We start from the raw sequence: 22,309 nt of genomic DNA, 5'->3' as shown, positions 1-22,309 counted from the left end.
CTGTATCTCTAAGAAAAATTCTTTTACACCTTTTCAATATGCAGTATTTGCTCTATCGCTTCTTTTAACAAATTCTTTGTCTCTTCAAAGTTATGATTCTTCTTTTCCTCCGGTTGCACCGTATAAAACTCAGCAAACGAACGCTCTTTATATCTTGGTACGACATGCATATGGTAATGTGTTAACTCGTTAAATACTCCACCATTTTGACAAACTGTAATTCCATCTGGTTTATATAATGCCTTAATCGCTTTTGCAATCAGCTTAGAAGCATCCATAATTGATCTTGCTACAACGTCATCTAATTCTTCTACTTCTACAACATGTTGCTTTGGCACAATTAAAGTATGTCCTGGGTAGAAAGGCGCATGATCTAAAAAGCAAGTTACATAATCATCTTCATATACTTTATATATTTTTTCCTCTTCGTTTGCTAATTTACAACCTAAACAGTCCACTACACTTTCCCCTCTTTCTAAAAACATAAAAACGTGAGAATACGGCTCTCACGTTTTTATGTTTCATTTTATTAGTTCAATTGTTTCCGTAACCTTTATACTATCTTTTACAGATTGAACAATCGTACAATTTTTCACTGCAAGCTGCAATGCTTTGTCCAACTGCTCTTCTGTAATGTTTTCCGCTTTAATTTTATATTGCAAATGAACACTTTCAACTGGTTTGGATAAAGCTTCACTTCTACCAATTTCAGTTTCGATCGTAAACGTATCGTATGTAATACGTTTCTTTTCTAAAATTGTTCGAAAGACAATTGCACTACATCCTGCGATAGAAGAAACGAGTAATTGTAACGGTGAATACCCGTTTTCTTTTCCAATCGCTAATTGAGCGTACGATAAATCTGCCTTTATATCATCGTGTTTGATTGTTAGTTTCATTTGTTTTGTCCATCTCCACTTTCATCGGTTTCTGCTGTTTCTTACTCATATAATAATAATATATATAGCAGAAAATGATAAATGGAATACCGCAGTATAACGCCATTCTTTGTTCAGGAATAAACGCTAAACTAATAACAACGATGCTATTTGTAATTAAAGCTAAAATTGGAACAATCGGATATAGTGGTGTTCTATACTTTAAGTCCTCTAACTTTCCTCCGCCTTTTATATACTGACTTCTAAAGCGAAGTTGCGATAGAGCAATAATGATCCAACTTGAAACAGCCGATAAACCAGCTATCGATAATAAGTACATGTATACTGTATCTTCTGCAAGGAAACTTGTGAATAGGGATAATCCAGCTACCGCAATCGTTACGACTAGCGCTGTAATTGGAATACCACGTTTATTTACTTTCTTGAAAGAAGTTGGTGCCATTCCTTCATTTGCAAGTGACCATAATATACGTGTCGCTGCATATAATCCAGAGTTCGCTACAGATAATAACGCAGTAATAATAACAAAGTTCATAATATCAGCTGCATATGGAATACCGATTTTATCAAATACAACTACGAATGGACTTTCAATTACGCCTGCTTCCTTCCAAGAAATTAATCCTACTAAAATTGTCATTGTTAAAATGAAGAATAACATAATGCGCCATACTGTATTACGGATCGCACGTGGAATTGTTTTTTCTGGATTTTCACTTTCTCCCGCTGCAATCCCGATTAACTCTGTTCCTTGGAACGAGAAGTTAACTGTAATCATTGTAAGTAATACGGCAGCTAGTCCATTCGGGAAAAGTCCACCATCGCTTACAAAGTTAGAGAAAAGAGGTGCTGCTTCTTTTCCGTCATATGATATAAATCCTAATAATGCACTACCACCAAGAACAACAAATGCAAGGATTGTAATTACTTTAATACTAGAAAACCAAAATTCTAATTCAGCGTAGCTTTTCGCTGAGATAGCATTTGACGCATATAGAATAACGCCGAATACAAGGCACCATACCCAAACATCAACATTTGGAAACCATCTTTTCATCATTAAACCTATTGACGTTAATTCTAGACCCACTGTTACTGCCCAGCCGAGCCAGTATAACCAACCAATCATAAAGCCTGTTCCTGGTCCAATAAACTTCGTTGCATACTTTTGGAAAGATCCCGAAACCGGCATTGCTACCGTTAACTCTCCAAGACAAAGCATTGTTAAATACATAATAAATCCGCCTACTAAATATGAAAGGATGGCCCCCCCTGGTCCAGCCTGATTAATGGTGTAACCCGAACCTAAGAAAAAACCAGTTCCAATTACACCACCAAGTGCGATCATAAATAAATGTCTACTCTTCATCGTACGATGTAATTTCTCATTCGTTGGTTGCTGCATCTAAATCCTCCCCCTACAAATACCCCTATATCTTGTTAAAATTTTCTGATAATAAAAATATACACGAAAGCGATTACATTTTCTATATAAAATTAAAACTTTTCTGATAAAATAATATAAAAAATCTAATTATAGCTAGATTTAGATTCTATTTAGAGGAAAATAAGGAGAAACAAGGAAAAACCCTTACATATATTGTAAGGGTTAACGAAGTTCTAATCTTCTGGATAAAATTGATAAACTATAATTTACGATAAAGTACATACAAGCTACTACCATAAACGTTGGAATCATATAATTCACATTTTGTCCGCTAATAATTTGAGCATTATGCATAAGCTCTGGCAGTGATATAACAACTGCTAATGCTGTATCTTTCAGCAATGAAATAAATTGACTGACAAGCGGTGGAACCATTCTCCTTAATGCTTGTGGTAAAATGATATGCCAAAGCGCTTGCACATACGTTAATCCTGAAGATCTTGCAGCCTCAATTTGTCCTTTTTCAATCGATAATAGACCACTTCGAACAATTTCAGATATCATTGCTGCTTCAAATATTGTTAAAGCAACAATTACAGCTGTTATAATTTCTAATTTCAAGCCTGCTTCTGGTAGTGCAAAATACGTGAAAAATATAATCAAAAGTAGTGGTAAATTTCGAATTACTTCAACGATAATTCCTAATACTTGTGAGACGACAGGTATTTTCATGTAGCGCAATATCCCTATTACACTACCAATAATAAAGCTAAGTACAATTGCTACGAGCGCTACCTCTAACGTTATAAGTAATCCTTTTAATAAAAATAGAATATGATCCCCTGTAATTGCTCCCTTAAAATCCATTTACACCGCCTCCTTTGCTAAGCGTTTTTCTAAATAACGCACTAGCATACTGAGCGGAATTGTTAATATTAAATAAAACATCCCGACAAATATATATACATCAAACGTAACAAACGTCTTCGTTGAAATTAAATCTCCTTGATACATTAAATCAGCACCAGCAATAATTCCAAGTATTGAGGAGTTTTTAACTAAATTGAGAAACTGGTTTCCTAAAGGGGGAATTACAATTTTCATAGCTTGAGGTAAAACGACATGGTACATTGCTTGCGTATAAGTCAATCCTGAGGAACGTGCTGCTTCCATCTGACCTTTCTCGACTGATAGAATACCAGCGCGAATAACTTCCGCAATAAACGCTGCTGTATATACGGTAAGCGTAACTGTTCCTGCTACAAAACCATTTAAAGTAATTCCTATTACAGGTAACGCGAAATAAAATATAAATGCAATTAATACGAGTGGAATATTTCTTACAAACTCTACAAAAGCTGAACCTACCCAATTTAAAATACGAATCGGTGCGATGCGCATTACTGCCAAAATTACTCCTAAAATAAAACTGCCTATCAATGCAATTACACTAGACATAACTGTATATTTAAATCCTTCTAAATACATATCAATGTTATTCGTTAATATAGAAAAATCAGGCACATATTCTCCCCTCTTTCTTTACAAGAAGAGGATGAGCACTCTCATCCTCTCACTTTTACTATTTATCAAGAAAAATAAAGTTTCACTTTACTTCTCTTGTTTTTGACCGATCCATTTTTCATACAATTTATCGTATTCCCCGCTCGCCTTCATATCTTTTAGTAAGTTATTAATCTCTTTCGTTAAATCGTCTGCACCTTTTTGCACTGCAATTCCGTACGGTTCATCTGTAAAAATTTTTCCTACTACTTCATAATTAGAATCTTGTTTTGCCATTCCGTAAAGGATTGCATTATCTGTCGTTAACACATCACCTTTACCTGCCTTTAACGCTGTAAATGCCTCACTATAATTTTCAAATTCTAATACAGTCGCTTCTGGTGACTTTTGACGAATGTTATTTGTAGATGTTGATCCTTTTACAGCTAATACTTTAACGCCTTGTTTTATATCATCGATGCTCTTAATATTGCTTCCTTTTTTCACAAGTAACGATTGTCCGGCTTTAAAATATACATCTGAGAAATCCACTTCTTTTTTGCGCTCTTCCGTAATTGTCATTGTCGCAATAATTGCATCAATATCACCATTTTTCAGCATTGGAATACGTGTTTTAGACGTTACTTCTTTCAGCTCTAGCTTCTTTTCATCTCCAAGAATTTTTTTCGCAAGTGCCTTCGCAACATCAACATCGAATCCTTCTACTTGCCCTGTTGAAGGATTTTTTAATCCAAATAAATTCGTATCATTCTTCACCCCGACTACTAATTTTCCTCGTTTCTTAATTTGCTCAACAGCCCCGCCTTGCTTCGTATTTGTTTCCTTTGCCTCATCTTTCTTACTTCCGCATCCAGCAACAACAAGCACGAATAAACATGAAAATACGATTAAAGTAAATAACTTTTTCATTTTAAGCATGGAATTCCTCCTCTAATGATTTAGCACCCGACTTAAAAATAAACGAGCTCTTTCTTGTTCAGGATTTGCAAAAAATTGCGCCGGTGTCGTATCTTCAATAATTTGACCATCATCCATAAATAAAATCCGATCTGCTACTTCTCGCGCAAATCCCATTTCATGCGTGACAACGACCATTGTCATCCCTTCTTTAGCTAGCGTTTTCATAACATCAAGTACTTCCCCGATCATCTCCGGATCAAGAGCAGACGTAGGCTCATCGAACAGCATAATTTCCGGCTGCATCGCAAGTCCTCTAGCAATTGCTACTCTTTGCTGTTGTCCTCCGGATAATTGATGTGGATATACATTAGCCTTCTCCGGGATTCCTACTTTCTCTAAATAAAACATTGCTGTTTTCTCTGCTTCTTCTTTGGAAACTTTATTTACTTTAATCGGTGCTAGTGTAATATTTTGCAGAACTGTTTTATGTGGGTATAAATAAAAATGTTGAAAGACCATCCCAATATTTCGCCGCAATTCATTCATGTCCGTCTTTTTATTGTGTACCTCTGTATTTTGTACAATTAATCCTCCATCTGTAATTGCCTCTAATTGATTTATACATCGAAGCAATGTACTTTTTCCTGATCCTGAAGGCCCGACAACTACTACCACTTCTCCTTTTTTCACTTGCACATTAATATTTTTCAAAACTTGAAAATTACCATAATATTTATTTACATTACGAAATTCTATCAACATACTCCCCCTTCCCCTAACAACGCATGTACATTCTTTTTATATTCAAAAATAGTCCCAAAAATAACTTTCAGCTTCAATTTGTCCATAAAAAAGCAAAGGGTTTCCCCTTTGCTTCTTCATTTCTATTCTATTAAGATACTTCTTCTTTCTTATCTTTCCCGTATTCATGCTCCCAAAAATCAGCATTTTTAATTCCTAATGGCTGCGGATCGAATACTGGATCTTTTCCTTCTTTTTTCTGTTTTTCATAATCCTTTAATGCGACTAATGCAGGTTTTTGTAATAATAAAATCGCAATGATATTTACCCATGCCATAATTCCTACACCGATATCACCTAAAGCCCACGCCGTTGCTGCTGTTTTAATACAACCGTAGAATACAGCTCCTAAAAAAACAAATTTTAGTACAATAGACAACCAAGGACGGTCTTTATCACGATTTAAGTACGCGATATTCGTTTCTGCAATGTAGTAATACGCCATAATTGTTGTAAACGCGAAGAATAATAACGAGATTGCAACGAAACCGTTTCCAAATCCAGGAAAAACAGATTCTACCGCCGCCTGTGTATATCCTGGTCCTGGCTGAGCGCCATTTAATTTATTAACGATAAAGTTTTTTCCGCTTGCATCAAATACGTTATACATGCCTGTAATAATCATCATAAATGCTGTTGCTGAACAAACAAATAATGTATCAATGTAAACGGAAAATGCTTGCACTAAACCTTGCTTAGCTGGATGTGATACTTCAGCTGCTGCTGCTGCATGTGGTCCAGTTCCTTGCCCTGCTTCATTGGAATAAATACCTCGTTTTACTCCCCAAGAAATTGCTAAACCGATAATACCACCGAAAGCCGCTTCTAATGCAAAAGCACTTCTTATAATTAGCATAAATGCTTCTGGCAACTTTTCAATATTCATAGCAACAATAACGCAAGCTACTAAAATATAACCAACTGCCATAAACGGTACGACAACTTGTGCAACGTTAACAATTCGCTTTACTCCACCGAAGATGATAATAGCTAGTACAACAACTAATAAAGCCCCTGATACGGTGGTGTTAATTCCAAAAGCTGTTTCTAAACTTACAGCAATACTATTTGCCTGCACACCTGGCAGTAAAAGCCCCGTTGCAAGAATTGTCGCTGCAACGAATACTAATGCATACCATTTCACACCTAAACCTTTTTCAATGTAATAAGCAGGTCCACCACGAAACTGTCCTTGATGTTTCGTCTTATATATTTGCGCTAATGTAGATTCTATATAAGCTGATCCTGCTCCTAAAAAGGCCACTGCCCACATCCAAAATACAGCTCCTGGTCCACCGAAGGCAACCGCTGTTGCTACCCCAGCTATATTCCCCGTCCCAACGCGTCCTGATAACGAAAGTGCTAACGCTTGAAATGAAGAAACACCAGCCTCTGATTTTTCACCTTGAAATGTCAGCTTCACCATTTCTCCTACATGCCTTACTTGTAAAAACCTCGTTCGAATGGAAAAATATAAACCTACTCCTAAACATAAATAAACAAGTGCTGGACTCCAAACAATATTATTTAACCAATTCACGAAAGCTTCCAACATTCCCCCTCCTTCTTTATAAAGAATATTCAGAATATATATAAAATTATAAGTGTATACTGAATCTAGGACAATATTATTTTAATAAAGTAAACATATTTTTGTATAAAAAAACAAAGTATATATTTGTTTTATATACTTTGTTTCGAACTAAATGTATTATATATTCACAATTGCTTCTCTTTTTATAATTCTTTCATATAGCTCTTCTGATAATTCTCGGAAGTTATCTGGCATACCTTTCCCCTTAAACTTCTTTTGAAGTGTACCGTATAAACCAACATCACGTAGACGTAAAAACAACGGTAACGATTCATACCAACTATCCGCCAGTCTGTGCTCATGCTCATAGCCTTTTCGTAACACTTGTAGCTGTTTACGAGCAAAGTCTGTCTTCTCTTCCGCTGTCCATGGTGTAAATAGAATAGAGTAATAGAGAACCATCGCTAAATCATGTATAAAGTAATTATAAGCCGCATCATCAAAATCAAAGATTGTTAGCTCCTTACCATCATAATGAAAATTACCGGGATGGATATCACCGTGCATAAGACCGAACGTTTCTCTTTCAACTGGAAGGGCCTTAATCTCATCCATTAATACCGCTGCAATCTTTTTCACTTGATCATCTTCTAATTCATTAACAATTCCACTTTCGTCTTCTTCCCACGTATCACGATAGTCTGTTTTAGGATAGCTCATTGTTAGGCGATGCAGTTGTCCAATCGCTTTTCCCCATGCTTCAAAATAATCATCTCCCCAATAAGGCGATCCTTCCCCTTTTACTTGCTCACCTTTTGCATATGTAAATAAAGAAGCAAAAAAGAAAGTGCTATCTTCCGCTCCAATTTCTTCTACAAGATTTTGAGAAGTTGAGTTAAGAGGTCCTGCTACCTTTGCCCCATGCTCCGCAACATATCGTAAAAAATCTAGTTCAGCTTCAACTTCTTTTTTAGAGCGATGCGAAGAATGCGTTAAACGTAATACATAGTCCTCATCATTATCTCCCTTCGCCTTAAAAATATAATTTTCAAAATCTCCAAGCGGCTTCTCTTCCACTGTTACATGAAATGCCTTTGCCGCTCTTCTTAAGATCTCTTTCGTAAAAACACGTTCTACAGCTATTTCCATATGTATCCCTCCTATATATCTTCTTAATTCGACACAAATGTGAGAAGTACTGCTATGAAATTGAATAATGCACAAAAGACAATATAACGTAACTTTCAATTCTCTTTTAAAAAAATAATTCAAGCATAAATTTCTCACAAACGACAAAAATTAACAGAAACAGTTGCACTTTAAAAGAGGTGGAAATTATGACAGAGAGAAAAGAACAACAAGAGAGTAAAAAACAAAAACATATGTTTCCATCACTTCCTGAGAACATTAATTACATTGAAAATAAACTTTCTCATTCTGATGATATAAAAAAATTAGATATCCCTTTTCAAAACGGAAAAGGGATAATCTTATATATCGAATCTTTAGCAGATCCAAATCTAATTCATCAATTAGTTCTTGAACCATTATTAACGCGGTCGGATTTATCTTTAGATAAAGCTTTTTCTACATTAAATATGAAAAAAGAAACGAATTTAAATTATGGTGTGCAGCTTTTATTACAAGGTAAATCTTTATATTTTCATGAACATGTCGAAAGCTTTTGCATTTTTGAAACGGCTCTATCTTTAAAGAGAGATATAACAGAGCCTGATAATGAAGGTATTGTACGTGGACCGCATACTGGTTTTGTAGAAGATTTAGCAACGAATTTAGCCTCTATTCGTAAACTCATTAAGAGTCCAAATGTAGTTGTTAAATATTTTACACTCGGTGAAGAAATGCACACGAAAGTAGCTATTGCTTATATGCAAAACATAGCTAATGACGATTTAGTTACAGAAGTAAAAAGAAGGTTAGAAACGATTAAGACAGATGCACTTATGCCTCCAGGATATATACAAGAATTTATAGAGGATACGTCTTTCTCACCATTTCCACAGCAGTTAAATACAGAGCGTCCAGATAGAGTCGCAGCAAATTTAATGGAAGGACGAGTTGCTATTTTATCTGATGGAGATCCAACAGCACTTATCGTTCCTGTTACGTTATTTGCTTTCTATCAATCACCAGACGATTATAATAACCGCTGGATCGTCGGTTCTTTCGTCCGAATGATTCGCTTAGTTAGTTTCTTGATTGCCTTTCTCTTACCAGCTATATATATCGCAACCGTCGCTTTTCATCCTGATGTGTTGCCACTTGAACTCGTTTACACAATTAAAGCTTCTTTAGAAAAAGTGCCTCTTCCTCCTATTTTTGAAGCTCTCTTAATGGAATTAATCTTTGAATTATTACGGGAAGCTGGTATTCGCTTGCCAAGCCGAGTTGGACAAACAATCGGTATTGTAGGTGGTTTAGTAATTGGTGATGCGATTGTAAAAGCCGGACTCGTTTCTTACACAATGATTATCGTTGTAGCTTTAACTGCAATCTCATCTTTTCTCGTTCCATCAAATGATATGAGTTCAGCAGTTCGGATTCTTCGTTTTCCGTTAATGCTCCTTGCTGCTATATTCGGATATGTAGGCATCTCATTTGGTCTAATTATAACTTTCGTTCACTTATGCCAACTACATTCATTTCATACACCATATCTTTCTCCTGTTGCCCCGATGCGGATAAAAGATATGAAAGATTCTTTTGTAAGACTTCCAATGTGGTCGTTTTGGGAACGACCACATGATCCAAAACCGAAAAAAATGCAACGACAACATGTAACGAGAGAGGATGAGGACGGTGACAAACACGCAAAGTAAAATTTCACTTGTTCAATTTACCTTTTTCGTTATTCAATGCCAAATTGGGGTCGGTATACTCTCTCTACCTAACCGTCTTCATCCGATAGCGAAAGGCGGCGGATGGATTTCTGCTCTCATAGCTGGTCTTGCAATTCAACTTATCATTTTACTTATGTGGCTTTTCTTAAAACGATTTCCTGATGCGGATATGTATGAAAGTGTTTGTATGCTATTTGGTAATAAGTTTGGAAAACTATTAGGTTTTGCTTATGTTTTTTATTTTACCCTTATTGGTATGACCGTTATGTTAAACGCTTGTAATGTCATTAAAGTATGGGTTTTGCAAGCAACCCCTTGGTCTGCAATTCTCATACTATTTACAATAGCTTGCTGCTATGTAGCCTATAATACATTTAAAGTAATTGTAAGGTTTTATGTGATGGCCTCTATTCTCATTTTGCCCATGGCTCTTTTAATTGCACTAGGGTTTTCACGAGCTGATTTTTCTTATATTTTTCCAATCACAGAAGCCGGATGGTGGAATATTATTCAAGCATCTAGGGAAACCATTACAGCTATGTATGGTTTTGAAATTATTCTTATCGCTTTCCCAAAAGTAAACGGGAGTTCTGTGGCAAAACTAAAGGCAATTTCTATCGCTAATGGATTTGTAACCCTTTTTTATACTTTCACTGTTTGGATTTGCTTTATCGTATTTAGTCCAAAGCAAGTTGAGCTTATTCCAGAGCCAGTTGCTTACTTATTGCGCTCCTTACATATCGGGATTATAGACCGTACTGATTTACTATTCATACCAATATGGATGATAACAGTTGTGGCTTCTATTGCTAGTTATTATTGTGCTGCTTCAATCGGAATTGGACATATATTCAATCTTGCTAATCATAAAAAAGCTGTTCCAATAGTTGGTATTATTGCCTTTAGTGTAGCCGTATTTATCGATACACCCGAAGAATTAAAAGTAATTGCAACTTTCACTGATAAGTTCACCTATATTTTCATCGTTGTCCTTCCTCTTTTATTTCTACTTTATTCAGTGATAAGAAATAAGAAAGGAGAGCAGTATGTTCAAAAAAAGAGTTAAATTACTTTTTTTATTATGTACTAGTGCATTCCTTTCTGGCTGTTGGGATCAAGAACCATTAAGAGAAGCGAGATTAGCTTATAGCATTGGATATGATATTACGGAAGAAAATAAACTTCAACAAACGCTTGAACTTGTAAAAAGTTCAAGCGGAGAACAATCTTCATTCGAGAATGAAGTACATTCAGCAACTGGATATAACATAAGGGATACAAGTGATGCCCTAAAAAAAAATGTAACTGGGAATATCCGCTATTTCAAATATGGCGTTCAATTACTTGGAACCAAAATTCTAAAGAAAGGTATACTACCCTATTTAGATGTCAGCTTTCGGGACCCAACAAACCCAACTGCTTTAGTAAAACTTATTGCAGTAGATGGTGAAACATCCGAGATACTCAAAAAAAAGAAAGTAGGAAATTTATTAATTGGAGATTTTTTAAAGAAAAAAGTAAAAAGCTTAGAAGATATGAGTGTGTTTCCGAAAGAAACTTTAGAAACAGCTGCTACAAAAATGTTAGATCCAGGTAAAGATTTTACCCTCCCCTCTATAAAAATAAAAGAAAAAGAAGTTATTACAGACGGATTATCTTTATTTAATAAAGACAAATTAACTGGGCATTTACCTTTGAAACAATCTGTTTTATTCGTGTTATTAACTGGAAAAATGGGAACAAGTGCCCGTATCACCCAAAAACTTACTAGCGATGAATCAGAGACGACATCTGATTATTTAACGATGGAAATTAGCAATCGGAAATTAAAACGAGACTTAAAAATAACAACAGATAAAAAAGGAAATGTTTATGCTCACATTAAGCTTCAACTAAAAGTTATAGCGCTTGAGGCTCCAAGAGATAATCTTTATAAAATGTGGGAACGAAAAAAACTAAATAAAGAATTATCAAAGCAACTTACGAAAGAAGCGAAACAAATAACAAAAAAGCTACAAAAAGCAAACTGTGATGCTTTCGGTATCGGCAGACACCTTATCGCTTATCACCCTGAGTTATGGAGGAAAAAAAATTGGGATAAAGATTATGCAAAAGTAAAGTTTAAACCTGAAGTAGAAGTAAGCATTTTGTATAGTGGTGTCTTAAAATAAAAGGTTGTATGCCCATGCGGCATACAACCTTTTTATTTCGTATATCGATACACAATTGATTCATATGGTCTTAAGTTAAGTTTTGCAATATCCTTGCTGGCATCTTTATAATTCGACAGTAGTACTTCTTGTTTCATTCCATCTAATTGAACGTGCGCTGGTACAGAGTACGTTATTTCTTCTCCATAGAAGTTATTTATAACAAGTAGTACTTCACTTTCTGTAGTACGAGTATATGCCCAAATTTTAGGATCATTTTTATCCAAAATAGCATATTCTCCTTCTGTAATTACATCATACGTTTTTCTAAGTTCTATTAACTTTTTATAATGATAAAATACAGACTCTTTATCTTCTAATGCCTTCTCTACGTTTATTTCTGTAAAGTTTTCAGTCACTGAAATCCAAGGTGTACTTGTTGTAAAACCACTGTTCATCTCTTCATTCCACTGCATCGGAGTACGAGAGTTGTCACGAGATTTTTGTTTTAAAATCCCGATAATCTCTTCTTTTGATAATCCTTCTTCTCGCTTGATATCGTATATATTTAACGATTCCACATCGCGATATTGCTCGATGGACTCGAATTTAGGATTCGTCATACCGATTTCTTCGCCTTGATAAATGTAAGGTGTTCCTTGCAACATATGCATAGCTGTCGCTAACATTTTCGCAGATTCATTTCGGTACTTTCTATCATCACCGAAGCGTGACACTATGCGAGGTTGGTCATGATTACACCAAAATAACGCATTCCATCCTCCGCCCTTTTGCATTTCAATTTGCCAGTTAGACATAATCTCTTTTAATTTAATAAAATCAAACTCTGCTTTCGTCCACTTATCACCATTCGGATAATCTACTTTTAAATGATGGAAACTAAACGTCATGCTCAGTTCATTACGCTCAGGATTAGAATATTTAATACAATTATCAATTGTCGTAGATGACATTTCTCCAACTGTAATTACATCTTTTCCTGCAAAAACTTTTCGGTTCATCTCTTGTAAATATTCATGAACACGCGGACCATCTGTATAATACTTGCGTCCATCACTTGTCGCAGTATTACCTTCATCGTTTAAGAAACATTGGTCTTTTGAAATTAAGTTAATGACATCTAATCGGAATCCTGTTACCCCTTTATCCAGCCAAAAACGCATCATATCATATACTTCTTCGCGAAGTTGTTCATTTTCCCAATTTAAATCAGCTTGTGTTTCATCAAATAAATGTAAATAATATTGCTCCGTCTTCTCATCATATTTCCAAGCAGATCCACCAAACTTAGACTGCCAATTATTTTTTTCATCACGCCAAATATAGTAATTACGATATGGACTATTTTTATCTTCCTTCGCTTCTTTAAACCACTTATGTTCAGTCGAACTATGATTTACAACAATATCAAGCATAATTTCAATGTTACGTACTTTCGCTTCTGCTAAAAGTTCCTCAAACTCTTCCATCGTTCCGTAAGATGGATCAATGCTGTAGTAATCACTTACATCATATCCATTATCATTTTGTGGTGATTGGTATATCGGTGTTAACCAAATATAATCCACTCCGAGTTCTTTTAAATAATCTAGTTTCTCTGTAACCCCTTTTATATCACCGGTTTCTTTATTGTAATAGCTATTAAAGCTCTTCGGATAAATTTGATAGACTACACTTTTATGCCAATCCTTCATGTTTAACTTCCTCCTACTTCTGTTTGACTCTTTTTGCAAATAACCATGTTAAAGTAAATGGGATTACAACTGCAATAATCATTCCTACAATAAACATTGGAATCGATTTCGGAATGATAGAAATAAATGCTGGCAATCCGCCAATTCCGATAGCAGGTGCTAATACACCATTTAATGTAATGAATATCGCTGCCACAGCAGACCCTATAATCGCTGCATAGAACGGGAACTTATTTCGTAAATTCACACCAAACATCGCTGGTTCTGTAATACCGAAGTATGCTGAAATGGCTGATGTTGATGCCATACTTTTATCATTTTGATTTTTAGAAATCCAGAACATTGCAAGTGCCGCACTACCTTGCGCAATGTTAGAAAGAGCAATCATTGGCCAAATGAATGTGCCACCGTGCTGTGCAATCAATTGTAAATCAATTGCAATAAACATATGATGCATACCTGTAATTACAAGCGGTGCATATAATGCTCCAAACAATACTGCTCCAACTACTGGTACTGTTTCATATACACCTACTAATCCTACTGTTAATAAATCTCCAATATGACGTGTAACCGGACCGATAATTCCTAATGCTAACACACCTGTCACAACGATTGTTGTAATTGGTACAACTAATAATTGAATTGCATTTGGTACATGTTTCTTTAAGAAAATTTCCACTTTACTTAATACAAAAGCTGCTACTAAAACAGGTAAAATTTGTCCTTGATATCCTACCTTCTCAATTTGGAACAGTCCTAAAATATTGAAGTACTCAATCTTTTGACCCTCTAAACCAGTCGCTGCTTTTCCATAGTCCCAAGCGTTTAATAAGGCCGGGTGCACAAGCATTAATCCCATAACAATCCCTAGTATTGGACTACCACCAAAACGCTTCGTTGCTGACCACCCGACAAGTGCTGGTAAGAATACGAATGCTGTATTGGCCATCATATTAATTAAATCCCAAAGCCCGCCTAAGTTCGGATAAACATCTAATAAATTTTTCCCATCAAAAAATAAGTCCTTTGCCCCTAATAGATTGTTAATACCCATTAGTAAACCAGCTGTTACGATCGCTGGTAATATCGGCATAAATACATCCGAAAATATTTTCACAAACTTTTGAGCTGGATTTAACTTCTGATTTCCAGAATCTTTTACGTCAGCTACAGTCGATTCTTCCATACCTGCAAGCGTTATCAATTCAGCGTAAACACGATCTACATCCCCTGGACCAATTACAACTTGAAATATACCAGCGTTATGAAACGCTCCTTTCACTAATGAAACAGACTGTAATTTATCATTATCTATTTTACTTTCATCTTTTAAAGCGATACGGAGCCTCGTCACACAATGTGCAGCTTGTTCAATATTGTCTTTCCCACCAATATACTGCAACACTTCCTCTGCTGTTTTACGATAGTCTTTCCCCATATTCCCGTCCCTCTTTTCTTTTTTTGATACCGTTTACAATTACATATTAACTCGTATATATAAGTTAGTCAACACTCGTATATACGAGTTTGTGTTTTTTTTTTATAAAAAAAGAGATGAAACAATATTTTGTTCCACCTCTTTACTTCCTGCGTGCCACATCCGAAAAGTGAAAAATATCTAAACGGTGGCGTGATTCTGTGTATTCAAACTGACTTCCATCATACAAATGTGTAAAGTTTTTCACAACGACAACATAGTCTGTTCCATTTAAATCTAAATACTTTCTGTCATCCTCTGTACACGGCTGTACTTCAATTACCCTCTGCGAATAACTAATATGTAGCCCAAGCTCTTTCTCAATGTATTTATAAATCGATGCAGTTGCAATTTCTTTCGTTAATCCTGGAATAAACTCAGATACAAAATGATTTATATCTAAAATTACTTTTTCTCCATCAATATTTCGTACACGTTTAATATGATCAATCTCTGTTTTTTCTTTTACATTTAATAATTTCGCAATTTCTTTTGTGGCTTTTTCTTTGTCCATTTCCACAACTTCCGTAATACAATGACGTCCTAAACGTTCATTTTCTTCTTGGAAACTTACAATACCGCCAAAATTAAATTCAATATTTTTTCGCTTTAAAACAAAAACACCTTTTCCATGAATTTTTTGCACATATCCACGCTCTTGCAGTAAATCTACAGCTTTTCTTACCGTGCCTCGGCTTGCCTCATACTGCTTCATTAATTCTGTTTCTGATGGGATTTTGCATCCCTCTTTTAATTGTTTATTATCAATAGATTTACTGATTTCTGTATAAATTTGTTCATACTTACTCATCATCTACAATAGCCCCTTGTCACCTTCTAATTCTATATGTATTATAACATGCTTCACTCTTCTGCCAATCTCTCACTTATTTTCCAGTACAAGAAAAATATAGGTAAATATTTAATCTTTAAAACGTATTTTTATAAAAATTTTTATATTTTTCTTTTCATTCAAAAAAACATGTAGTATACTAACTTCAAAATCAGAGGAGAAAGGGAGCAAAGAACTATGCTTACTTATACAACAACTGTAGTTTCATTTGCACAAAAACATCATCATCATACGTAACCCTTGAAACCTAGCGGAAAAATTACGCGTAGGTACAAGGGTTATTCCCGTTGTACCTACGCTTTGGCGAAAGAGCCATGTAGGTATTTTTTTATCTACATGGCTCTTTTTTTATTGTCAAAAAGCTAGTAAAAAATGATGTTTAAGCAAAACTTACTACAAAGGAGTTAACAAAAATGGAAACGAAAAAATGGGGATTATGGGTTTTAACAGCATTTGTTATCGGGAATATGGTTGGCGGTGGCGTATTTATGCTTCCAGCAAATTTAGCACAAGTATCAGGGCCAATGGGTTCTACACTCGCATGGAGTATTACAGGCCTTGGCGTATTTATGATTGCACTTGTATTTGGAAATTTAGCGATTCGGAAACCAGAATTAAAAGCTGGACCACAAAGCTACGCTCAAGCGATGTTTCCTTCAAAAAAAGCTGGTAAAGTTGCGGGATATAGTATGGCATGGGGATATTGGGCTGCTAACTGGGCTGCAACAGCATCTGTTATTATTTCCTTTGCTGGATATTTATCAACATTCTTTCCAGTTTTACAAAGTAAGCAAATTCTTTTTTCAATAAACGGATTTTCACTAGAACTCGGAAAAGGATTAACTTTCCTCGTATGTAGCCTTATGCTGTGGGGAATTCAATATATTCTTTCTCAAAATATTGATCGAGCTGGAAATATGAATCTACTTGCTACCATTGCAAAAATTATCGGATTTACAATGTTTATTGTAATTACATTATTCATTTTCAATGCCTCTAATTTCGGAGACGGTCAAACCTTTATGAATGAAGCAGGACAATCCATCTCGTTAGGTGGACAAATCAATTCAGCTGCTATTGCAACACTCTGGGCATTTATCGGTATTGAATCAGCAGTTATGCTTTCTAATCGTGCAAAATCACAGCGCGATGTAAAAAAAGCTACGATTTTCGGATTAATTATCGCTCTTCTTATTTACATGTCAATTACTTTACTTACAATGGGAGCTCTTCCGCAAGATGCTTTAAAAGAGTCTCAAAAACCATTAGTAGACGCATTAAATTTAGCAATTGGAAATAAAGGCGCATATATCATGGCTTTACTCGCTCTTATATCTTTATTTGGATCTACAGTTGGTTGGATTGTTGTTAGTTCAGAAGTACCTTACCAGGCAGCAAAGAATGGACTTTTCCCTAAGTTTTTCGGGAAAACAAATAAAAAAGGTAGTCCTTCAAAATCATTATTGATTACAAATGTAATGACGCAAATTTTCTTATTTTCAACGATTTCTGGTACTGTTTCAGAAGCGTATAGTTTCGCTATTGTCGTAGCAACATTAGCCTATTTAATTCCATACCTAGTTTCTACTCTGTACCAATTCAAACTGGTTATTACAGGAGAAACGTATGATATAATGCCTGGTTCTCGAATAAAGGACGGGATCATCACTACATTAGCATTTGTATACTCAATTTGGGTTATCAAAACGGGAACTGCTGATTTAAAAACGTTCTTCTTAGGAATTGGATTGTTCGTATTAGGTCTTATTCTTTATCCAGTACTAATGAAAGACTCACAAAAAACGGATTAAATAAAGAGAAGCTGCTGGCTTCTCTTTTTTATTAAAAATCTGTAATTAACTTTTCTTTTAACTCTCCTACAGATAAAGGTTTCGCATAATAAAATCCCTGTACATAATCACAGCTCATTGATTGTAACAAACTCTCTTGCTCTACTGTTTCTACCCCTTCAGCAACTACTGCTAAATTTAAACTATGAGCAATTTCAATAACAGATTTTACAATTGTTCGTTCTGGTTGCGCGTGATCATAATGAAATTCACGAATAAAATTACGATCAATTTTCACAATATCCAGTGGTAGTTGTTTTAAATAATATAAGGAAGAATAGCCAGTTCCGAAATCATCCAAAGCAATTAAAACACCCATATTTCTTAATTCTTGTAATGTAGCAATAATATAATCAAAATGGCGGACTGCAATGCTTTCCGTTATTTCTAATATTAAACGGTTCGGAGGAAAACCAGTTCTCTTTAAAATGCTACGTACAGACAAAATAAAACGTTTCTGCATTAATTGTTGTATAGATAAATTCACAGATAACTTTAGTCCTTCTTGATAATTTGGCAATGTTTTAAACAATCGGCACGATTTTTCTAATACCCAGTCTCCTAGCTTTATAATAAGTCCAGACTCTTCAGCTACCGGGATAAATTCGCTTGGTGCAATGGGGCCGTCTTCTGTCATACAGCGTACTAAAGCTTCTATACCAGAATATCTCTTCGTTTTCAAATCAATAATAGGCTGCAATGCTACATCTAACTCTTCATCACGAATTGCCTTTTGCAAAGCAAACTCAACTTTCATTCTACGATTTATTTTCGCCCGTAGCTCATCTGTAAAGAAACATGCAGCGTTTCTACCTTGTTCTTTTGCACTATACATAGCTAAGTCAGAGTTTTTCAATAACGTTTCCACGTCTAGTCCGTCTTGTGGATAAGAACAAAGTCCTAGACTAGCTGAAATGTATACTTCATGGCCTTCCAACATAAATGGTGCCTGAAAACATGACAACACAGATGTCGCTAACTGACTCATATCATCTTGCCTATGATTTTTTGTTAACAGCACAAATTCGTCGCCACCTAGCCTAGCCAGAACATCTTTCTCTCCTAGTACATAATGCAACCGTGAAGCGACTTCGCTTAAAAGTAAGTCCCCTATCATATGACCTAACGTATCATTTACTAATTTAAAACGGTCCAAATCAAAGTAAATCATACCAAATTCTTTTTTATCTGCAATCAATTTATTAACGGTTGTTATTAATTGCAAACGGTTCGGCAAACTGGTTAAAGCATCATGATAGGCAAGTTCCCTATAACGACTTTCACTTAGCCGCAATCTATGTTCTGCTTCTTTTCTACTACTAATATCATTTCGAATTGCGATAAACTGGTATGGCTCTCCTTTTTCATTTAAAAATGGAACAATTGTTGTTTTGACCCAATAATATGTACCATCTTTTGCTCGATTCCGAATCTCACCTGTCCATACTTTCCCATTCAAAATACGTTTCCATAAGTTTTGAAAAAAGGTTTTCGGATGATGTCCTGAATTTAAAATACGGTGATCTTTTCCAATTAATTCTTCTCTTTTGTATTTAGAGATTTCACAAAATTTATCATTTACATATGTAATAAGACCTTTTCGATCTGTAATTGCAACAATTGAAGACTCATCTAATGCTAACTTTAAATCTCGCAATGAAGAGTCATATAATGCATGACCTCTCTGTTCTAGCATGCGCATCTCTCCTTGCTTCCTATCTGACTAAAACACAACCTGTTTCTCTTCATAGAAATAGAGATATTTCATTTTCTAATACTAGCCCATTACATAAATTATCTTTTTAAATAGACCGATTAAAATAACATAATATTATTTGTAATAAAAAGCAATATTATACCGTTTCAATTATAACTAGTAGCTTCTCATCTCCCTAATTATTTCGCACCTTATTATACTGCAATCCTTTTAAGTGGCTCTATCCAAGCCCTGTTTCTAACTAATACCATTCACATCTGATCTCTTTACTCTTTAATAACAAAATAGAAATTAGACCATACTACATAACTATTCACGAATAATAATATGAAAATCTACATTAATGTATATGTTTTTGAATTACAATAACAAAATATTAACATATTTTCACCTTAATTTTGGAAGTATTTTATAAATAAATACCGTATTAAACTAAAAAAGAGGGTAGCCTCTTTTTTAGTTTAATACGAATATGGTATTTGCTGATAACCTGGGTATGGCATTGGATACGTTACAGGGTATGGTGATGGATAAGTTACTGGATATGGCGCTGGATAATACCCTCCACTTGCTGCACCCGTTAATGCGCCAGCTGTCAGTCCACCTAACACTCCTCCTGCAAAGCTTCCAGGGAAAAATCCGCCTCCCCATGAACTACCCCCCCAGCCCCATCCGCCTCCGTGATGATGATGGTGATCATGGTGATTGTGTCCTCCATGGTGATGATGTCCGCCGTTATGATTGTGCCCACCATGATTGTGTCCTCCATGATGATGATTCCGATAATACAATCCATTATTTTCTATATAATTCATGTTTCTCCGCTCCTTTTCGATTTTTTCATTTTCATATGCATTAAGAGTGGGATAAAAATGTGATAGTACACTGTATGTAGGACAAATGCGGAAAGTATAGGTGAAATGTCTATATTTTGTAAAAAAAGCAAAACACCTTATAATAAAGATGTCATATTACATCTTCTATTTAAGAAATCTATATTGAAAAAAGATTAGGGGAATTATATAGAAATGAAGAAGCCTATCGTTCAGTTACTATTAATATTTACAATTGTATCTATCGTTCTGTTCCTATTAAATACATCGTATATTTCGTTATATACATTTGTCGGTGCTCTATGGTCCATCACAATCGTAGGAATTTCATTCGTTATCTTTATAGAAAATAGATCTCCACAAAGCACATTGGCATGGTTTTTAGTATTAGCACTTCTTCCTATTATAGGTGTGCTTTTATACGCTATTTTCGGGCGCAGCCGCTGGAGAAGAAAAAAACATCTCCATCGTTCAGAAGAACAAAGAAAATTATTCCGTGAAATATTAGAAGGAAGAAGACTAGAGTTATTACTCACAGTCCCACTAAATGAACGTTCCATACATTTAACAGAAGTCATACAAAAATTTGGAGGCGGTCCTGCCGCAGATAAAACAACTACAAAACTTTTAACAAACGGAGATCAAACATTTTCAGAAATTTTGCGAGCTATAGAGCAGGCAAAACATCATATACATATTCAATACTACATTTATAAATCTGATGAAATTGGTACAAAAGTTCGAGATGCTTTAATACAAAAAGCAAAAGATGGTGTTATTGTACGCTTCCTTTATGATGGTCTTGGAAGTAACACGTTAAGAAGACGATTTTTGCAACCTATGAAAGAAGCTGGGATTGAAATTGTAGAATTTGACCCTATTTTTTCAGCTTGGTTACTTGAAACTGTCAATTATCGTAACCATCGAAAAATTGTTATTGTAGATGGAGAAATTGGTTTTACCGGAGGACTCAATGTCGGTGATGAATATCTTGGCCGTTCAAAGAAATTTCCTGTTTGGCGTGATAGTCATCTAAAAATAGAAGGAAAAGCATTATATAAATTACAAGCAATCTTTCTAGAAGACTGGCTCTATGCCTCTAGTGGTTTAAATACTTATTCCTGGGATCAATTCATGAATAGACAATACTTCCCAGGTAAAGAGATTTCACATGCAGAAGGTGCTGTTCAAATCGTAGCAAGCGGACCAAGCTCCGATGATAAAAGTATTCGTAATACATTATTAGCTGTTATGGGCTCTGCAAAAAAATCCATTTGGATCGCTACACCCTACTTTATTCCAGATCAAGAAACTTTAACATTATTACGCTTAAGTGCAATTGCCGGAATAGATGTACGGATTTTATATCCAGGTAAAAGTGATAGCATCATTAGTGATCAAGCATCTCAATCCTATTTCACTCCACTTTTAAAAGCTGGTGCTTCTATTTACAGTTATAAAGATGGTTTTATGCATGCAAAAATTGTACTCGTTGATGATACAATTGCAACTATCGGAACAGCGAACATGGATGTACGTAGCTTTGAATTGAATTACGAAATTATTAGCGTACTTTATGAATCAAAAACAGTTCACGATATTAAACGTGATTTTGAAAAAGATTTTAAACATTCAACTGAAATTAAATGGAACTCTTTCCAAAAAAGAAGTATAAAAAAACGCATATTGGAGTCTTTCATGAGGCTCATTTCTCCTTTACTGTAAGCAATCAACTTCATCTTGATTGCTTTTTCTTTTCCCTTTATCCTCCTTCCTTTTCTTTGCATACCATATTAAAACAAGTT

General features: G+C 35.1%; 19 protein-coding genes. 5 read left to right on the top strand and 14 right to left on the bottom strand.

Going from position 1 to position 22,309, the window contains the following annotated elements; translation table 11 throughout:
- Window positions 1-23 precede the first annotated feature (23 nt).
- The 9 genes from CN409_RS24610 to CN409_RS24565 all read right to left on the bottom strand — a co-directional run bounded on the left by CN409_RS24610 (window position 24) and on the right by CN409_RS24565 (window position 8,194).
- A complete protein-coding gene (locus CN409_RS24610) occupies window positions 24-458 on the bottom strand; it encodes an HIT family protein (RefSeq protein WP_000340518.1) in 435 nt (144 codons plus the stop codon).
- A gap of 63 nt (window positions 459-521) precedes the next feature.
- A complete protein-coding gene (locus tag CN409_RS24605) occupies window positions 522-899 on the bottom strand; it encodes an OsmC family protein (protein WP_000778854.1) in 378 nt (125 codons plus the stop codon).
- Window positions 874-2,304 (bottom strand): amino acid permease, encoded by a 1,431-nt coding sequence (locus CN409_RS24600; RefSeq protein WP_001187093.1) that lies wholly within the window; start codon window positions 2,302-2,304, stop codon window positions 874-876. The genes CN409_RS24605 and CN409_RS24600 overlap by 26 nt, the downstream gene beginning before the upstream one ends.
- Before the next feature lie 204 nt (window positions 2,305-2,508).
- Window positions 2,509-3,153, bottom strand: coding sequence for an amino acid ABC transporter permease (locus tag CN409_RS24595; RefSeq protein WP_000345975.1), 645 nt, complete (start codon window positions 3,151-3,153; stop codon window positions 2,509-2,511).
- A complete protein-coding gene (locus tag CN409_RS24590; protein WP_001112685.1) occupies window positions 3,154-3,810 on the bottom strand; it encodes an amino acid ABC transporter permease in 657 nt (218 codons plus the stop codon).
- Window positions 3,811-3,897: 87 nt separating this feature from the next.
- Complete coding sequence (glnH, locus tag CN409_RS24585) at window positions 3,898-4,728, bottom strand: glutamine ABC transporter substrate-binding protein GlnH (protein ID WP_000916489.1); 831 nt, start codon at window positions 4,726-4,728, stop codon at window positions 3,898-3,900.
- Between the two features lie 12 nt (window positions 4,729-4,740).
- Window positions 4,741-5,469: an amino acid ABC transporter ATP-binding protein gene (locus CN409_RS24580; RefSeq protein WP_002083770.1), complete on the bottom strand. Its 729-nt coding sequence runs from the start codon at window positions 5,467-5,469 to the stop codon at window positions 4,741-4,743.
- 133 nt (window positions 5,470-5,602) lie between these two features.
- Window positions 5,603-7,063 carry an alanine/glycine:cation symporter family protein gene (locus tag CN409_RS24570; RefSeq protein WP_000387172.1) on the bottom strand — a complete coding sequence of 487 codons (1,461 nt, stop codon included), beginning with the start codon at window positions 7,061-7,063 and terminating at the stop codon, window positions 5,603-5,605.
- A 159-nt stretch (window positions 7,064-7,222) separates the two neighbouring features.
- Window positions 7,223-8,194, bottom strand: coding sequence for a phosphotransferase enzyme family protein (locus CN409_RS24565; RefSeq protein WP_000401662.1), 972 nt, complete (start codon window positions 8,192-8,194; stop codon window positions 7,223-7,225).
- 188 nt (window positions 8,195-8,382) lie between these two features.
- On the opposite strand from CN409_RS24565, the gene gerKA reads away from it, so the two are divergent.
- From gerKA to CN409_RS24550, 3 genes are read left to right on the top strand one after another with little or no spacing between them, the layout of a single operon-like run.
- Window positions 8,383-9,885, top strand: coding sequence for a spore germination protein GerKA (gene gerKA, locus CN409_RS24560; protein ID WP_044783725.1), 1,503 nt, complete (start codon window positions 8,383-8,385; stop codon window positions 9,883-9,885).
- Window positions 9,866-10,972, top strand: a complete 1,107-nt coding sequence (locus CN409_RS24555) for a GerAB/ArcD/ProY family transporter (RefSeq protein ID WP_044783724.1) — start codon at window positions 9,866-9,868, stop codon at window positions 10,970-10,972. Before gerKA ends, CN409_RS24555 begins: the two co-directional genes overlap by 20 nt.
- Entirely contained in the window at window positions 10,953-12,077 is a 1,125-nt protein-coding gene (locus CN409_RS24550; RefSeq protein WP_044783723.1) for a Ger(x)C family spore germination protein, read from the top strand. The genes CN409_RS24555 and CN409_RS24550 overlap by 20 nt, the downstream gene beginning before the upstream one ends.
- Window positions 12,078-12,109: 32 nt before the next feature.
- Here CN409_RS24550 and treC read toward each other — a convergent pair whose 3' ends face one another.
- The 3 genes from treC to treR form a co-directional block, all read right to left on the bottom strand.
- Entirely contained in the window at window positions 12,110-13,771 is a 1,662-nt protein-coding gene (treC, locus tag CN409_RS24545) for an alpha,alpha-phosphotrehalase (RefSeq protein ID WP_086390898.1), read from the bottom strand.
- Window positions 13,772-13,784: 13 nt separating this feature from the next.
- Window positions 13,785-15,212, bottom strand: coding sequence for a PTS system trehalose-specific EIIBC component (treP, locus tag CN409_RS24540; protein ID WP_000513939.1), 1,428 nt, complete (start codon window positions 15,210-15,212; stop codon window positions 13,785-13,787).
- 142 nt (window positions 15,213-15,354) lie between these two features.
- Complete coding sequence (treR, locus tag CN409_RS24535) at window positions 15,355-16,065, bottom strand: trehalose operon repressor (RefSeq protein WP_000987242.1); 711 nt, start codon at window positions 16,063-16,065, stop codon at window positions 15,355-15,357.
- 452 nt (window positions 16,066-16,517) lie between these two features.
- On the opposite strand from treR, the gene CN409_RS24530 reads away from it, so the two are divergent.
- The gene (locus CN409_RS24530; RefSeq protein WP_000448446.1) at window positions 16,518-17,915 is read left to right on the top strand and encodes an amino acid permease; all 1,398 of its coding nucleotides are present in this window, start codon (window positions 16,518-16,520) and stop codon (window positions 17,913-17,915) included.
- A 31-nt stretch (window positions 17,916-17,946) separates the two neighbouring features.
- On the opposite strand, the gene CN409_RS24525 is transcribed toward CN409_RS24530, so the two are convergent.
- Both CN409_RS24525 and CN409_RS24520 read right to left on the bottom strand, forming a co-directional pair.
- A complete protein-coding gene (locus tag CN409_RS24525) occupies window positions 17,947-19,650 on the bottom strand; it encodes a putative bifunctional diguanylate cyclase/phosphodiesterase (RefSeq protein WP_000893348.1) in 1,704 nt (567 codons plus the stop codon).
- A gap of 482 nt (window positions 19,651-20,132) precedes the next feature.
- Window positions 20,133-20,486 (bottom strand): hypothetical protein, encoded by a 354-nt coding sequence (locus CN409_RS24520; RefSeq protein ID WP_001106404.1) that lies wholly within the window; start codon window positions 20,484-20,486, stop codon window positions 20,133-20,135.
- Between the two features lie 213 nt (window positions 20,487-20,699).
- On the opposite strand from CN409_RS24520, the gene CN409_RS24515 reads away from it, so the two are divergent.
- A complete protein-coding gene (locus tag CN409_RS24515) occupies window positions 20,700-22,229 on the top strand; it encodes a cardiolipin synthase (RefSeq protein ID WP_000743027.1) in 1,530 nt (509 codons plus the stop codon).
- Window positions 22,230-22,309 lie beyond the last annotated feature (80 nt).

The sequence above is a fragment of the Bacillus sp. AFS012607 genome (genome assembly GCF_002558005.1).
In the GTDB taxonomy this organism is placed as follows: domain Bacteria; phylum Bacillota; class Bacilli; order Bacillales; family Bacillaceae_G; genus Bacillus_A; species Bacillus_A thuringiensis_S.
This window is presented reverse-complemented; position numbering and strand designations above follow the sequence as displayed.

Bases quoted from the DNA above. Each gene is read 5' to 3' on its own strand.
- CN409_RS24600 (WP_001187093.1), bottom strand. From the start codon at position 2,304: ATGCAGCAACCAACGAATGAGAAATTACATCGTACGATGAAGAGTAGA.
- CN409_RS24530 (WP_000448446.1), top strand. From the start codon at position 16,518: ATGGAAACGAAAAAATGGGGATTATGGGTTTTAACAGCATTTGTTATC.
- gerKA (WP_044783725.1), top strand. From the start codon at position 8,383: ATGACAGAGAGAAAAGAACAACAAGAGAGTAAAAAACAAAAACATATG.
- treR (WP_000987242.1), bottom strand. From the start codon at position 16,065: ATGATGAGTAAGTATGAACAAATTTATACAGAAATCAGTAAATCTATT.
- glnH (WP_000916489.1), bottom strand. From the start codon at position 4,728: ATGCTTAAAATGAAAAAGTTATTTACTTTAATCGTATTTTCATGTTTA.
- CN409_RS24520 (WP_001106404.1), bottom strand. From the start codon at position 20,486: ATGAATTATATAGAAAATAATGGATTGTATTATCGGAATCATCATCAT.
- CN409_RS24515 (WP_000743027.1), top strand. From the start codon at position 20,700: ATGAAGAAGCCTATCGTTCAGTTACTATTAATATTTACAATTGTATCT.
- treP (WP_000513939.1), bottom strand. From the start codon at position 15,212: ATGGGGAAAGACTATCGTAAAACAGCAGAGGAAGTGTTGCAGTATATT.
- treC (WP_086390898.1), bottom strand. From the start codon at position 13,771: ATGAAGGATTGGCATAAAAGTGTAGTCTATCAAATTTATCCGAAGAGC.
- CN409_RS24595 (WP_000345975.1), bottom strand. From the start codon at position 3,153: ATGGATTTTAAGGGAGCAATTACAGGGGATCATATTCTATTTTTATTA.
- CN409_RS24525 (WP_000893348.1), bottom strand. From the start codon at position 19,650: ATGCTAGAACAGAGAGGTCATGCATTATATGACTCTTCATTGCGAGAT.
- CN409_RS24605 (WP_000778854.1), bottom strand. From the start codon at position 899: ATGAAACTAACAATCAAACACGATGATATAAAGGCAGATTTATCGTAC.
- CN409_RS24565 (WP_000401662.1), bottom strand. From the start codon at position 8,194: ATGGAAATAGCTGTAGAACGTGTTTTTACGAAAGAGATCTTAAGAAGA.
- CN409_RS24550 (WP_044783723.1), top strand. From the start codon at position 10,953: ATGTTCAAAAAAAGAGTTAAATTACTTTTTTTATTATGTACTAGTGCA.